This window comes from Rhizobium sp. PAMB 3174 (genome assembly GCF_052908375.1).
Window position 1 is genome coordinate 3,413,486 of record NZ_CM128608.1, and the last position, 14,694, is coordinate 3,428,179.

General features: G+C 61.6%; 14 protein-coding genes. 9 read left to right on the forward strand and 5 right to left on the reverse strand.

Features of this window, described 5'->3' with window-relative positions; all coding sequences use genetic code 11:
- Positions 1-81: 81 nt before the first annotated feature.
- Together infB and ACU5AY_RS16465 are read left to right on the forward strand one after the other, a co-directional pair.
- Positions 82-2,751: a translation initiation factor IF-2 gene (gene infB / locus ACU5AY_RS16460; protein ID WP_446827012.1), complete on the forward strand. Its 2,670-nt coding sequence runs from the start codon at positions 82-84 to the stop codon at positions 2,749-2,751.
- Positions 2,752-3,143: 392 nt separating this feature from the next.
- Complete coding sequence (locus ACU5AY_RS16465) at positions 3,144-3,971, forward strand: class I SAM-dependent methyltransferase (protein WP_446827013.1); 828 nt, start codon at positions 3,144-3,146, stop codon at positions 3,969-3,971.
- Positions 3,972-4,314: 343 nt separating this feature from the next.
- On the opposite strand, the gene ACU5AY_RS16470 is transcribed toward ACU5AY_RS16465, so the two are convergent.
- Positions 4,315-4,572, reverse strand: coding sequence for a type II toxin-antitoxin system VapB family antitoxin (locus ACU5AY_RS16470; RefSeq protein ID WP_446825755.1), 258 nt, complete (start codon positions 4,570-4,572; stop codon positions 4,315-4,317).
- Positions 4,573-4,838: 266 nt separating this feature from the next.
- Between ACU5AY_RS16470 and rbfA the strand changes: the two genes are divergently transcribed.
- The 5 genes from rbfA to ACU5AY_RS16495 all read left to right on the forward strand — a co-directional run bounded on the left by rbfA (position 4,839) and on the right by ACU5AY_RS16495 (position 7,912).
- Positions 4,839-5,246 (forward strand): 30S ribosome-binding factor RbfA, encoded by a 408-nt coding sequence (rbfA, locus tag ACU5AY_RS16475; protein ID WP_446827014.1) that lies wholly within the window; start codon positions 4,839-4,841, stop codon positions 5,244-5,246.
- Positions 5,247-5,255: 9 nt separating this feature from the next.
- Entirely contained in the window at positions 5,256-6,185 is a 930-nt protein-coding gene (gene truB / locus ACU5AY_RS16480; RefSeq protein WP_446827015.1) for a tRNA pseudouridine(55) synthase TruB, read from the forward strand.
- 377 nt (positions 6,186-6,562) lie between these two features.
- A complete protein-coding gene (locus ACU5AY_RS16485) occupies positions 6,563-6,772 on the forward strand; it encodes a cold-shock protein (RefSeq protein WP_446825758.1) in 210 nt (69 codons plus the stop codon).
- 358 nt (positions 6,773-7,130) lie between these two features.
- Entirely contained in the window at positions 7,131-7,511 is a 381-nt protein-coding gene (locus tag ACU5AY_RS16490) for a DUF6481 family protein (RefSeq protein ID WP_446827016.1), read from the forward strand.
- A gap of 125 nt (positions 7,512-7,636) precedes the next feature.
- Positions 7,637-7,912, forward strand: coding sequence for a hypothetical protein (locus ACU5AY_RS16495; RefSeq protein ID WP_446827017.1), 276 nt, complete (start codon positions 7,637-7,639; stop codon positions 7,910-7,912).
- A gap of 120 nt (positions 7,913-8,032) precedes the next feature.
- Here ACU5AY_RS16495 and ACU5AY_RS16500 read toward each other — a convergent pair whose 3' ends face one another.
- Together ACU5AY_RS16500 and ACU5AY_RS16505 are read right to left on the reverse strand one after the other, a co-directional pair.
- Positions 8,033-8,737, reverse strand: a complete 705-nt coding sequence (locus tag ACU5AY_RS16500) for an anti-sigma factor (protein ID WP_446827018.1) — start codon at positions 8,735-8,737, stop codon at positions 8,033-8,035.
- The gene (locus ACU5AY_RS16505) at positions 8,734-9,279 is read right to left on the reverse strand and encodes a sigma-70 family RNA polymerase sigma factor (RefSeq protein WP_446825971.1); all 546 of its coding nucleotides are present in this window, start codon (positions 9,277-9,279) and stop codon (positions 8,734-8,736) included. The genes ACU5AY_RS16500 and ACU5AY_RS16505 overlap by 4 nt, the downstream gene beginning before the upstream one ends.
- Before the next feature lie 216 nt (positions 9,280-9,495).
- On the opposite strand from ACU5AY_RS16505, the gene ACU5AY_RS16510 reads away from it, so the two are divergent.
- Complete coding sequence (locus ACU5AY_RS16510; protein ID WP_446827019.1) at positions 9,496-10,287, forward strand: DUF4394 domain-containing protein; 792 nt, start codon at positions 9,496-9,498, stop codon at positions 10,285-10,287.
- A gap of 1,065 nt (positions 10,288-11,352) precedes the next feature.
- Here the strand turns inward: ACU5AY_RS16510 and ACU5AY_RS16515 are convergent.
- Together ACU5AY_RS16515 and ACU5AY_RS16520 are read right to left on the reverse strand one after the other, a co-directional pair.
- Positions 11,353-12,297, reverse strand: coding sequence for a DUF4238 domain-containing protein (locus tag ACU5AY_RS16515; protein WP_446827020.1), 945 nt, complete (start codon positions 12,295-12,297; stop codon positions 11,353-11,355).
- A 1,112-nt stretch (positions 12,298-13,409) separates the two neighbouring features.
- The gene (locus ACU5AY_RS16520) at positions 13,410-13,715 is read right to left on the reverse strand and encodes a hypothetical protein (protein ID WP_446827021.1); all 306 of its coding nucleotides are present in this window, start codon (positions 13,713-13,715) and stop codon (positions 13,410-13,412) included.
- 479 nt (positions 13,716-14,194) lie between these two features.
- Here ACU5AY_RS16520 and rpsO point away from each other — a divergent pair, with 479 nt between their 5' ends.
- Positions 14,195-14,464, forward strand: coding sequence for a 30S ribosomal protein S15 (gene rpsO, locus ACU5AY_RS16525; protein ID WP_261931662.1), 270 nt, complete (start codon positions 14,195-14,197; stop codon positions 14,462-14,464).
- Positions 14,465-14,694: the final 230 nt, after the last annotated feature.

A 14,694-nucleotide genomic window follows, 5' to 3' on the forward strand; every position in this document is an offset into this window, starting at 1 on the left:
GCTGTGGCGCAGCGTGCATTGATTTGAACGACGGGGTCTGATGCTAAGGTCATCCGCTCCCGTCCCAAGGAACGGAACGGAATGACCGATAGCAAAGACGACAAGACAATCAGCGTAGCGGGCAAGAAGACACTCACCCTGAAACCTTCGGGCGTGAGCCAGGGCACCGTGCGCCAGGATATGGGTCGCGGTCGCACCAAGGCCGTTGTGGTTGAAACCCGCAAACGCCGGATCGCCCGACCGGAAGACGAGAAGCCGGCGGCAGCCCCGGCGGCCGCTGCCGCCCCCGCGCCGCGCGCCCCCGAGACGCCGCAGCCGCGCCCGCCGCAGCCCTCCGTTACCCAGCGCTACAACCGTCCGCAGGGCGGCCCGCAGCAGACCCGTCCGACGGCACCGCGCCCGGGCAACGCGCCCGCTGGAAAGTCGCTTTCCGCCGGAGAGATGGAAGCCCGCCGCCGCGCGCTTGTCGAAGCGCAGGCGCGTGACGTCGAGGAAGCCAAGCAGCGCGCCGAAGATGAGAAGCGCCGCCGCGAGGAGGACGTCCGCCGCGCAGCCGAGCGTGCCGCAGCAGAGCGCGAGGCCGCAGAACGCGCGGCCGCCGCAGCCGCCGAGCCGCAGCAGGCAGCCGAAGAGCCGGCACAGGCCGCTCCCGCCGCCGCAGCAGCAGCAGAACCGGTGCAGGCCCGCAGGGCGCCCGAAGCCGACAAGCCAGGTGCAGCCGTCACCCCGGCCGTCCGTGGCCGTGGCCGCAATGACGACGATGACGACCGCGAAGCATCGCGCGGCGGTCCAGCCCGCGGCAAGGTTACCCGTCCGGAACCGGCCAAGGCCCCTGCCCGTCCGAAGGGCGAGGACGAACGCCGCCGCGGCAAGCTGACGCTGAATGCCGCACTCGACGAGGACGGCAGCGCTCGCGGCCGTTCGCTGTCTGCTATGCGCCGCCGGCAGGAGAAGTTCCGCCGCAGCCAGATGCAGGAAACCCGCGAAAAGGTCATGCGCGAAGTGATCCTGCCGGAAACGATCACTATCCAGGAACTGTCGCAGCGCATGTCCGAACGCGCCGTCGACGTCATCAAGTACCTGATGAAGGAAGGCCAGATGATGAAGCCGGGCGACGTCATCGACGCCGACCTCGCTGAAATCATCGCGACCGAATTCGGGCATACCGTCAAGCGCGTCTCGGAATCCGACGTCGAAGAAGGCATCTTCAACGTTAAGGACGATGAAGGTGAGCTGGTTTCCCGTCCGCCGGTCGTGACCATCATGGGTCACGTCGACCACGGCAAGACCTCGCTGCTCGACGCCATTCGCAAAGCCAATGTCGTGGCTGGTGAAGCCGGTGGCATCACGCAGCATATCGGCGCCTATCAGGTCGAACAGAACGGCCAGAAGATCACCTTCATCGACACCCCCGGCCACGCCGCGTTTACCGCGATGCGTGCCCGTGGCGCCCAGGCGACCGACATCGCGATTCTCGTGGTGGCGGCCGACGACAGCGTGATGCCGCAGACGATCGAATCGATCAACCACGCCAAGGCGGCCAACGTGCCGATCATCGTGGCGATCAACAAGATCGACAAGCATGAGGCAAACCCGGACAAGGTTCGCCAGCAGCTTCTGCAGCACGAAGTGTTCGTCGAATCCATGGGTGGTGAAGTGCTCGACGTCGAAGTCTCGGCGAAGAACAAGCTGAACCTCGACAAGCTCCTCGAAGCCGTGCTTCTGCAGGCCGAAATCCTCGACCTGAAGGCCGATCCGACCCGCACGGCCGAGGGTACCGTCATCGAAGCGCAGCTCGACCGTGGCCGCGGTGCGGTTGCGACCGTGCTCGTCCAGAAGGGCACGCTGAAGCCCGGCCAGATCATCGTGGCCGGCGATCAGTGGGGCCGCGTGCGTGCGCTGGTCAACGACCAGGGCACCCATGTCAAGGAAGCCGGTCCGGCCATGCCGGTCGAAGTCCTCGGTCTTTCCGGGACGCCTGCGGCCGGCGACAAGTTCGCCGTGGTCGAGAACGAGGCGCGTGCTCGCGAAATCTCCGAGTATCGTCAGCGTCTGGCACGTGACAAGGCGGCTGCCCGCCAGTCGGGTCAGCGCGGTTCGCTCGAGCAGATGATGAGCAAGCTGCAGGATACCGGCTTCAAGGAATTCCCGCTGGTCATCAAGGCCGACGTGCAGGGTTCCGTCGAAGCGATCGTGGCAGCCCTCGACAAGCTCGGGACCGACGAAGTGCGGGCCCGGATCGTCCACTCGGGCGCCGGCGCCATCACGGAATCGGATATCTCACTCGCCGAGGCTTCGAATGCCGCGATCATCGGCTTCAACGTGCGTGCCAATGCCCAGGCGCGCACCGCGTCCGAGCGTGACGGCATCGAGATCCGCTACTACAACATCATCTACGACCTGGTGGATGACGTGAAGGCGGCGATGTCCGGTCTGCTCTCGCCCGAACGCCGCGAAACCTTCCTCGGCTACGCCGAGATCCTCGAGGTGTTCAACATCACGAAGGTCGGCAAGGTCGCGGGTTGCCGCGTCACCGAAGGCAAGGTCGAACGTGGCGTCGGCGTTCGCCTGCTGCGCGACAACGTCGTCATCCACGAAGGCAAGCTCAAGACGCTCAAGCGCTTCAAGGACGAAGTCTCGGAAGTCAATGTCGGCCAGGAGTGCGGCATGGCGTTCGAAAACTACGAAGACATCCGCGCCGGCGACCAGATCGAGTGCTTCCGCGTGGAACACGTGACGCGCACGCTGTAACAAGCTGCGAACTCAGAAATCATGAGCGGCCGCCCCGGCAACGGGGCGGCCGTTTATACTAATGCCTCATGTACAATGCGGTGTTTCAATCCATGGAAGCCTTTGCACCTAAATACTACTGAAGCGCACGACGTCCGTCTTTCACATCTTCTCGGCGAAATCGCAGAGGAGGAAGATGAGGCTGGCCGTGGGATGCTTACCGTCTTCGTCGTGCACAAAAATGCGGTGCTATGTAGCAAATGCCACCAGCCGATGATCGTGCGCGGTGGCCGCTTTGCGCCATTTGCGGACATTGCGATTGCCGTTAAACTCCCTATTCTGCGACGTCGCAAAAGTCAGGAAAACAAGTGTCGCTTTAATTAGGATTTTCGCGACAACTACCGAGGAATGCTGTGTCGGATGTAATTTCGCTTGAAGAAGGCCGACGCGCGTTCGGAGCGAACAGCGAAGCCTATAATGATGCAAGGCCCGCCTATCCGCCGCGTGTCTACGATATTTTGCGCGATCAAGGCGCAGTCTCGCAAACCGCTAGAATTTTCGAAATTGGAGCGGGGACAGGACAGGCTACCGCGCCGTTGCTTGCCTTGGGCTGCACGATGACTGCTATCGAACCGGACGCGCGGCTCGCCACGACGCTGGGTGATCGATTGAAGCACTACGGTTCGTCACTGACCATCATGCAATCCTCTTTCGAGAACAGTTTGCTACCTTCTGCCGGTTTCGACCTCGGTGTCGCCGCCATGGCTTTTCACTGGCTCCAGCAGGATAGCGCGCTTGCCAAGGTGTTTCGGGTTTTGCGGCCGGGCGGTTGGTGGGCCATGTGGTGGACAGTCTTTGGCGATCCGGCTGACATGGACCCGTTCCAGTGTCGAACTCAGGCGCTTTTCCAGCCGCTCAGTCTCAGCCCTTCTCATGCGGCCGGCTCCAATCAGCCATTCGCGCTCGACAAGGACGTGCGGATGACCGAGTTGCAAGTGGCGGGTTTCCGGAACGCCACATATGAGGAAATCAGGTGGACCCCAACTTTGACGACCCGACAGGTCGTAGGGTTGACAGCAACGTTCTCGCCAGTCGCCCGCCTGCCTGAAGCGGAACGGTCCCGGTTTCTGAGCGAGATCGGACGCATCGCGGATGAGGAATTCGGCGGGTACGTTCGCCGGAACTTTGTCACGGCGATTTACCTCGCCCGCAAACCTGACGAAATGTCGCAAATATCCTAACTGGCGCGACAGATCGGCCACCGCTGAAATCAAAAGGGAAATTCTGTCACAGAACTCGGTCGCAAAATCAGAGTTTCGCGGCTGATTTTTGCGACGGCGTACGTCCGCAATGGGCCGGAAGCGGCCATCGGTGGCATTTGCTACATAATACCGCAAAAATGGCGATCAGAAGCCGGGTAAGGGCTTCTTTGAAATGGCACAAAAACTAGGCCGGAATGTTCGAGACGAAGATGAATTTTGGATTAGTGAGCTTAAAGCCGTCCGTGATGTTTGGAGTAATAAACTCAGGTAAGGCATGTCCGCGAGGCAGTGCTTTCTTGATTGGCGGACGTATCGATCGCTATCAGCCTGGCAGCCCGTTATCGTCATAGCCGAGAATTTCATCCGCTGTTCGGGGATCGATAATGGGCATCGCAGCCCATCTGCGCCGGCTCTCGGCGAGCTTTCCCCTCAGAAGATCGTTCCTCCCGTCCGTAGGCCCAAGTCGCTTCAGACGGTCTTCGATCGCCTTCCTCGTCGCCTCGATGATACTTTCCCCCGTCCGGCTCGCAAGCATGCGGGCCAACCGCTCGGTCTCGGGATCGTTGATGCTGAGTGCCAATTCACGCCTCTCTACCTGTTTGGGTATATTCCACCTATTCATTCAACAAGTGAACAGGCTCCTCATGGATTGGCGCAGAACAGTTACCATCCGCTGTCCTTCTCCCCGCCGGCGGGGAGAAGGTGCCCGGCAGGGCGGATGAGGGGCAGTCGGTGAGCCCCCACCCTTGACCTTTCGCCCGAAAAGGTTCATTCACCGCCCACTTTGAAATCTCGGGTTCGATCCCCCGGCTGCCGCGCCGTATTGCGGCGCAAGAGTTAGAGACAATGGCAAAAGCTACATCATCGGCGCCCTCGCAGCGCATGCTGCGCGTTGGAGAACAGGTCCGCGCCGCCATCACCCAGGTGCTGCAGCGCGGCGAAGTGCGTGACGATCTTCTGGAAAAGACCGTCGTTTCGATTTCCGAAGTGCGCATGTCGCCGGACCTGAAGATTGCCACGGCCTATGTGACGCCGCTCGGCCTCACCGACCATGACGCGGTCGTCAAGGCGCTGAACAAGAACGCCAAGTACATCCGCGGCCGTATCGGCGGCCAGCTCCGGCAGATGAAATACATGCCGGAAGTGCGCTTCCGCGACGACACCTCGTTCGACAACTACCAGAAGATCGACGAGCTCCTGCGGTCGCCCGAGGTCCAGCGCGACCTCGACCACGATGACGACACCCAAAACTAAGAAGAATATATGTCCAGACCTCGCAAGCCCAAGGGCCGGCCGGTTTCCGGCTGGCTGATCCTCGACAAGCCGTTCGATTTCGGCTCCACCGAGGCCGTTTCCAAGATCAAGTGGCTCTATAAGGCGCAGAAGGCCGGCCATGCCGGCACGCTCGATCCGCTCGCCTCCGGCATGCTTCCGATCGCACTCGGCGACGCCACCAAGACCGTGCCCTACGTCATGGACGGCCGCAAGATCTACGAATTCGCCGTCACCTGGGGCGAGGAGCGCGCGACCGACGATCTCGAGGGCGATGTCGTCCAGTCCTCCGACGCGCGGCCGACGGAAGAGGCGATCCGCGCCATCCTGCCGAACTATACCGGCGTCATCGAGCAGATCCCGCCGCAGTTTTCGGCGATCAAGATCGCCGGCGAGCGCGCCTATGACATGGCCCGCGACGGCGAGACGGTCGAAATCCCCGCCCGCGAGGTCGAAATCTTCCGCCTGACGCTCCTGAAGACCGAAGCCGACCGCGCCTTCTTCGAGGTCGAGTGCGGCAAGGGCACCTATGTCCGCTCGCTCGCCCGCGATTTCGGCCGCGACCTTGGCTGCTACGGCCATGTCTCGGCGCTGCGCCGCACCTATGTCGCCCCCTTCGGCGAGGCGCAGATGGTGCCGCTCGAAAAGCTGACCGCTCTGGAAGAAATCGAGGACCAGGACGCCCGTCTCGCCGCACTCGACGCCTTCCTGATCGACACCGCGGAAGCGCTCTCCTCGCTGCCGCACGTGCCCGTCACCGAAGACCAGGCCCACCGCCTCCGGATGGGCAACCCCATCCTCTTACGCGGCCGCGACGCGCCGCTCGGCGCCGACGACGCCTATGCGACGGTCAAGGGCAAGCTGATCGCCATCGGCGAGATTGCCGGCGGCGAGTTCCGGCCACGGCGGGTGTTCGGCTAGGCGTTCTCTCGCCTGCAAACAGCAGTGTCGCCCAGCCCCGGCCGGGCGTCCGCTCCGGCTTGGAAATCAGCCCTGCGGGTGTCGCGCGAATGGGTCCAAAGGCCCCGTCTTCGCGGCCCGGTGCGCTTTGGCGAAACGCCGGCCTTGCCCCGGCGCGCCGGCAAATAAAAAGTCGATATAGTAATAATAAAAATCCGCCGGTTGACATTCATCCCAAGGCACCCTAAATATAGTTCATCGATCTTTTGCTTGCCGAGCTTTGTCTACCGCGCGATTGGCACCGCGCTCTTAGCGAACTTTTCTTTCAAAAATAGTCGGTTTTATCCGCGTAGCATCCGCTGCACGGTCCTTTAATCTATGCTTTGAAAGGGTTCATCATGACCAATGGCACAGTAAAATGGTTCAATTCCACCAAGGGCTTCGGCTTCATCCAGCCTGACAATGGCGGCGCCGATGCGTTCGTCCACATCTCTGCCGTCGAGCGCGCCGGAATGCGCGAACTCACAGAAGGCCAGAAGGTCGGCTACGAGCTGGAACGCGACAACAAGTCCGGCAAGATGTCGGCCTGCAACCTCCAGGCCGTCTGAAACATCCCGGTATCCGCTCTCCCTTGACCACGGATGTACTGGCACTGTCGAGAGCAAGATACCCGCAAGGTCAGGCAAATTGCCTGGCCTTTTTTGTTGGCGCGGCATCAGGCCGCCCCGACCGGGAAACGACCAATTACCAAGGGCATGGCGGATCTCGCCGGAAGGCGGAGATGGCCTTCACCGATACCCGGTCTCAATTCTTCGCCCGCCCTGGCCCGAACGACAAGCACCCGGCGGCTTCGTGCAGCCCGTCTTGTCAGGGAATTGAGGGCTCGCGAGGCGACGACCGTCTCTCCCCTTGCTGAACGGGCCAGGACAAGCCGGGCTTGATACACACGATTTGCAGGACAAGCATTTGAAGAACTCCAGAAACAACGACATATCCGATCGCCGCGGCGCCTCCATGGATGCCAAGGCCGCTCTTCTCACTGCCTACCAGGCGGCCAAGAGTGCAGCCGATCCCGCCAGGGAAGCAAGACAGGCGGAACGCGCGGTTGCCGCCGCGGCCAGGGAAGAGCGACGCCTCGAGCGGCAGCGGCTGAAGCGTGCCGACGCCGAGAGAAGCGCCAGGGAGGCCCTGGAACGGCAGATGGCTGCGGATGCTGCAGAACGCGCCGAAATCGACGCCCGCGAGTCTGCGGACAAAAATCGCATCGCGCGGGTGCTTGAAGACGAGGCCGCCCGCAAGGCGGAGCGCGACCGGCGCTACGCCAACCGGAAGGCCAGACAGGCCTGACGTCCGGATCCGGGTCATGCGGCCGGCTATGCCAGGCCGCGCGATCCTGCGGCAACGACCAACCGGACGCGCTCGGCGATTTCCACCCCCCGCCAGGTAATCCGTCCTATCGAAAGGTGCCCACCATGCCAGAGACTCCCGTCGAGCTGCAGGCGATCAACACGGCGTGGCAGATCGCCATTCAGGAAATCCTTCGAATGGTGATCCGCGACATTTATCACGCGGATGGAGAGGTCGCCTTTCTTGCGAACATCAAGCGCATCGAGGAGGCCGCCGTCGACAGCATTCATTCCGACCTTCGGCTGCGCGGGACGGATGAATGGACGGAAGTGCTGGTCAAGGAAAAGGCGAGCAACTTCGTGACCTCCTTGCTGACATCGTTCACATACGACCGGCCCTGACCGGGTCGAAGCGCCCGGTTTCTGACGTGTACGTCGGCCGGGCAGCGGGAAGTTCCGGCCGCGGCGGGTGTTCCGGGTAATCGATCACCAATTGCCGCCAAAGCCGCCAGCCTTGCTCCGCTATCGCGGCAACTGTGCGAAGCCCTTGGCGAGGATCGGCCCTGTCGGCCGTCCCGTCGGCGAACCGCCACGCTGCTCGAGCGTGATCTCGTAGAGCTGGTGGTCCTTCGGGCGCGGCAATGCCGGCCCGTCGAGCCGTGTCGAGCGCGTGCCTTCGATCAGGCCGAGTGACACCGGCCCCATCTCCTTCGACGGCAGGGTCCAGACCTGCATCGTCCTGTCGGCCGGAACGGAGATGTCGGCCAGCAGCTGGATGGTGGCGTTTTCATTGCCGAAATCCTCGACCACCGCCTGAACCTGGCCCGTTTCATCGAGCAGCACGGCGATGACGACCGGCTCGACGGTGCGCATGAGCGACGCCGTCAGCCCGCCGACAAGCAGGATGGTCGCAGCCATGGCCGCAATCGCGGTGGCGCGCCAGACCTTGAGGCGATTGTCATTGGCGGGCGGTGGCGACGACCGCGCCGCAACGCGCGACTGCTCGGGCAGTGCGCCCTGTATCCTTTGCCACAGCGCCTCATCGACCGGCGCCGGTTCAATGCTGGTGTCGAGCGGCAGAAACCGCTCGCGGCTGGCGGCCACGGCGTTCCTGAGATCGGCGTCGTGTTCCATCTCGGCCTCCACTTCCGCCGCCTCGGCAGTTTCAAGCAGCCCGAGCACGTATTCGTCGGCGATGGCGTGGATGTCATCTCGTTCGAAGGTCATGCCATGCACTCCCGCAGCGCCGCCAGCCCCCGCCGGATCCAGGACTTGGTCGTCCCCAGCGGCAGGCCGAGCCGTCCCGCGATTTCGCCGTGGGAATAGCCGCCGACATAGGCCATCAGGATGCCGCGCTTGTTCTTCTCGTCGAGCGCACCGAGGCAGCCGTAGAGACGCGAGTTGCGGTCGAGCCGGTTCCAGGCGTCGATGACCTCGTCGGAGGTCTCGCGCTCCTGAAGCGCCACGATATCCTCGCTTCCATATTCCCGCTTGCCGTCGCGCAGCATGTTGAGCGCCCGGTTGCGCACGATGGCGTAGATCCAGCCGCGTGCCGAGCCGCGCGCGGGATCATACTGGTGGGCATGGGTCCAGATCCGGATGAAGGCTTCCTGGACGACCTCTTCGGCCAGGTCACGGCGTCGGACGATGCGCTGCGCCACCGCCACAAGCCGCCCGGCCTCGACCTCGAAGATGGCGCGGAGCGCCGTGCGATCGCCGGCGGCGCAGGCCACCAGCCGGCGTTCGAGTTCCTCCGGCGCGACGCCCATCAGCATTCGGCAGCCTCCTCGTCCAATGCGATCTTGATCCCGCGGATCGGTTTTTCCTTCAACAGCTATAACCGAGAGATGCTCAATTAGATGCAGCGCAAATTATTTTTTTCGGTGCTGCATCCAAATGGCAGCTCCGGCGTGTCTACCCCACAGGAAGCAGGAATTGGCCGCCGCCAGACTGCTTCCGTTTGAAAAACCCAATGGGAGAATGACATGACAAAGACGATCACCCTCAGCCTGCTTGCCTCCGTCCTCGTGGCCGGCACCGCAGTAAATGCCCTTGCCGCCCCCGTTCTCGGCCTCATCGGCGACAAGACCCTCGTGATGTTCGACACGGAGAAGCCGGACGTCGCGAAGACCATGGAGGTCACGGGCGTCGACAAGCTGGTCGGGGTCGACTTCCGCCCCGCAAACGGCACCGTGATCGGTGTGACACCGGACCACAAGATCGTGACGATCGACCCGGAAACCGGCGCTGCCACCGACGTCGCCACGATGGACAAGACGCTGCCGATGACCGACGCCCCCGTCGTCGTCGACTTCAACCCGATGGCCGACCGCCTTCGCTTCATGACGGGCACGACCAATCACCGCGTCCACCCCGATACCGGCGCCGTCACGGTCGACGGCTCGCTTGCCTTCGAGGACGGCGACATGCACAAGGGTGAAACCCCGAACATCGTCTCGGCCGCCTATATCAACTCGATCGGCAAGCCGGAAAAGACCGCGATGTACAACATCGACGCGACGATCGGCGCGCTCATCCAGCAGACCAAGCCGAACGACGGCACGCTGAAGGCCATCGGCAAGCTCGGCATCAAGGACATGCCCGCGACCTACGCCTTCGACATCCAGGGCATGGAAGGCGGCAAGAACACCGCCTATCTGGTCGCCAGCAAGGTGCTCTACACCGTCAATCTGGAAACCGGTGCCGCGACCGAAGTCGGCGCGGTCGGCGGCGTCGACGGCGACCTCCGCGACATCACCGTCCTTCCCGCAATGTAACATCTGATCGGGGGCGGACCACCACGTTCGCCCCCTCAGGTGCCGAGCATACGCGTCTTGACGGCTTCCTCTTCTCCCCTTGGGGGTACGAAGGACGGGCGAGACCGTCGGCTCGCCCCGGTCAAGTGCCGAGCACAGCGAGGCGATGAGGGGTTCCCTCCTCCTGCGCCAGCTGAGAACCCCTCATCCGGCCCTGCGGGCCACCTTCTCCCCAGGGGGAGAAGGGGCGACCCCATCCCCGCCGACGTTCGGCCACTTCACCGACGCCACCCACACACTCCGTCATGCCGGACTTGATCCGGCATCCAGCCGCGCCGTGCCCACGGCGCGCATGACTCCATTTAAAGAATTGTTCTTTCAGCGCGCAGACGCGCGCTGGCTGGATCCCGGTATCCAAGTCCGGGATGACAGGGAGAAATGCTGATCGCGATTGGGAAGTTCACCGGCGGTGAATAGAATTCAAGAAGAATGTTTGGGCAAGCGGCGGAGGACGCTTGACGGCATCCCCTTCTCCCCTTGGGGAGAAGTGCCGAGCACAGCGAGGCGATGAGGGGGTTCCCTCATCTTACGCCAGCTCAGAACCTCTCCTCCGGCCCTGCGGGCCACCTTCTCCCCAAGGGGAGAAGGGGCGACCCCATCCCCGCCGACGTTCGGCCACTTCACCGACGCCACCCACACACTCCGTCATGCCGGACTTGATCCGGCATCCAGCCGCGCCGTGTCCACGGCGCGCATGACTCTGCTTGAAGAATTGTTCTTTCAGCGCGCAGACGCGCGCTGGCTGGATCCCGGATCAAGTCCGGGATGACGGGGAGGTAACAGTAGCTTCCTCTTGCCTTTAACTCTCTAAACGGCTGGTATGCGTCCACATCTCAAGCGTTAGAGCTTTAAGCCTTGCTTCTCAATAGCTGCCGATCGTTGCTATGCGGCAAAGGTCTTTTGTGCGGTGGAGACCATGCTTTCGCTACGGCGTGAGCAAGTGACTATGTTTGGGGACAAAGAAGACTTTTGATCGCGATATGTATTTTGGAGATCGATTCAAAATACCGGCATTGTATCCGACCTCTAATCCTTGAGTTTTCGTACCACTTTCACCTCCGGCCCCGAATAGCCAGACACCAACTGTTGAACCGGTGCGGAGTATTTCATTCCGAGTTTATGAAGGCCATCATGATGGGTGCGATAGTACAGACAATGATCTTTATGTTGCGCTCGCATTTTGTTGGCTAGCTTCGCGCGGCGCTTGTCCAAAAGATGTTTTTGCCAAGGCCGTGGGTTAGCATGATCGATTCGCAGCATTAGTGATGGAGACAAAGGAAATGGAATCACGGCGAGCCTGTGCGCAAGACCAAATCCATAGGGTGAACTTGGAATGGCTTCTGATGGAACCCAGAAAACCGGGTTATCGCTCGTAATCAACTCCTCATCTTTGGAAACTTCAAAGGACCATGTCATATTTTCGATCAGACGAGAGATCGGCTCCAATTGTATAAAGCTCATGAGTCCGGCACGCCTGTCCACATTCATCTTCAAAGCGTCCTTTCTTCCCAAATAATCAAGCACCTCCTCTTCCAGTTTTGTATCTCCACCACATTTCTGCTTGGAATTCAGATCGTGCTCGGCGTGCATTGCTGCGGCCCAACTTGCCATCTCACCAGCATTCACTGCGATTTGGCGAATTTGTGCAGGGCTTCGAACGAACATACTGGCAATGAGACGGGCCATCGTGGCTTTCTCGTCATAATCGAGTTTTTCACCTTTTAGGAGGCGGGTAAGAAGAGGCGCGGCCGCGCCTTCGATCTTAGCAAGAAAATCTTCGATCTCATCAAACCGCTTTCCGCCTTCCACCTCCGGAGAATAAATATTTGTTTCAAAGCCTGTGTTTTCCGGCGTCGAGCGCCTCGCATCACCCCTCCGACTATCATGAGTCCAAATGTAACCGTCCGCATCGCAAAAATTGCTCAAATAGAAACGCGGAACGAAATGCTGTCGTTTGGTTCGATTCGCCATCTACATATTCTTTAATCTACTTATATTTAATTATTTGTTCATACAGCGGGTCTCAGGCGAATGCCAGAAAATGCATGCATAGCGATCATATATGTTGCGAAAAAGCGCCTGTAATAATTGAATTTTGGCTTTTAGGATTGAGCTGGAAGCGATTGAATGTCTTCATTGGGCGCAACGCTGGCATTATCCGAAAGCCAACCAAAGTCCACCTTGTTTATCGGTTGCGTCTAAACCCGCCATTCCACTTCCGGCCCCATATCCGCCATCGAAACCACCCATTCATTCGAACCGTCCTCGCTCGCCCCCCCCTCCCCACCCCCCCCCAAAAAAATTCATCCCCCCTTTTCCACCCCCTCTCCGCACCTGCCATAATACTCCCGTCCCGTACGGATACACCGCCAGGCGTGGCGGCGAGCGGGGCCGGTTCCGGGTTCGGGGGCAGACGCAGCTTCCGGATAGGGTGCTCCCCTTAAAGGAGGACCATCGGTCGTCGTTCGACGGTCGCCGGGCCTTGCGAGAAACGGTGACCCGGCGGAGTAAAGGGAAAGGCAGGCCCTCTCCGACGTGCATCCCAGGGATGCGGAGGCTGACATACGGTTCGCTGCACATCGTCCCGATCCTCTTGGAGGAGACGGAGAACCGGGCTGTGAGATCCAAGTTCGCAAGGCAGCAGCCGAAGGCGGGGCGTTTCGAACGCTACACTATAAAAAATACCCTGAGGCGCTCGAAACGCCCCATCCGATCGCTGGCGGTCGGGACATCGATACGGACGAAAACCCCGGAGGCGGACGCCTGCCGGGCGAAAGGTGTTGCGGATGATGAAGGATGGGCAATATGGCGAACGGCATTTTCTGCCCCCTCTTCTCCCCCTGGGGAGAAGGTGGCCCGAAGGGCCGGATGAGGGGTTCTTATCAAACGTCTATGGGAACCCCTCATCGCCTCACTGCGTTCGGCACTTCTCCCCAAGGGGAGAAGAGGGATTTCGGGCGAGGCGCCACCATCACACGCCCTCATCCTCGCCCTTGTGGCGGGGATCCAGCGCGGCCCGGTCCAAAATCGCGTCTAGATCCCTGGATGCGGGACACTCTTCTTCGGGCCCGCAGGCGACCGGTTCAGATCCCCGAGCCGTCCAGTTCCTCGGCGTCCTCGCCTTCCCAGGGGGCGGGCATGGCGGCGCGGGCGACATTGGCCGACGGCATCGGCATCCAGCATTTGAGCTCCGGCTCGGCATATTCGATGATGCAGCCCGGCGCGCTGTCGGAGGCCCGCCAGCCCTCGCCGCCGTGGTGGTCGCCATGCGCCCAGTAGGCGAGGTCGACTTCCGCCGGCCCCTGTTCGGACGAGCGGACCGTCACCAGAATCCGGCTGCCGTCCTTCGGCGCGCTCGCCATGTGGCGCCACTGGTCCTCACCTGCCATGCGGGTTCCTCCTCCCTTGTCGTTCCCGCAAGTGTCGTCCCGCCCCTGCGGGCGGTCAACAGAAAGTTTGAGGCGCTGGCGTATGGCGGTGCCTCAATACACCTCCCTCATCCTCGCCCTTGTGGCGGGGATCCAGTGCGCCCAAGTCCTTGGGCGCGGAAGACAGTTCCTTCGGCTCGCAGACGCGAGCCGGCTGGATCCCCGGGACAAGCCCGAGGATGAGGGTGTGGTTGTCGGCAGCGTTCACCACATACCCCTCACCAAGCGCGTCCATGCACGCGGCTTCGCCTTGTGCGGACTTGCTGTCCTCTCCGGCGACGGCAGGGAGACGCCCCCAAACGCCGCCCCTTCCATTTGCCATGGTTTTCGGTTATAGCGGCGCCAGCTTTGGGTTATCCCATCGCGTTAACGGCCAAGGCTGGACGACATCCCGGCTTCTGGCGGCTTCTCAATCCTCGTTATCCAAGAAAGGAAACACGATGTCGATCACTGCAGAGCGCAAGGCTGCCCTCATCAAGGAATACGCAACCGTCGAAGGCGACACCGGTTCGCCGGAAGTCCAGGTTGCCATCCTGACCGAGCGGATCACCAACCTGACCGAACACTTCAAGGGCCACAAGAAGGACAACCACTCGCGTCGTGGTCTTCTCAAGCTCGTTTCCAGCCGCCGTTCGCTTCTTGACTACCTCAAGAAGAAGGACGAGGCTCGTTACTCGAAGCTGATCGCCAGCCTCGGCATCCGCCGCTAAGCGAATTTCCGGCGGGCGGCCTGGCCGACCCGCCGGTTCTCATTCGGGGCAGAGCGCCTCGATGAAAAGACCGTCCGCCGCGTTCGCGTCGGACACTGGCAGACCGGATGGGCCGGTCCTGCCGAGACTACAAACGTCGACCTGTCATGGGGCAGGATTGCCGGATGCTTTGCCGGGCTGATTGCCGGCTGCGGCGCATGTCCCCGACCATCGGGAGCTGCGCCGGACTT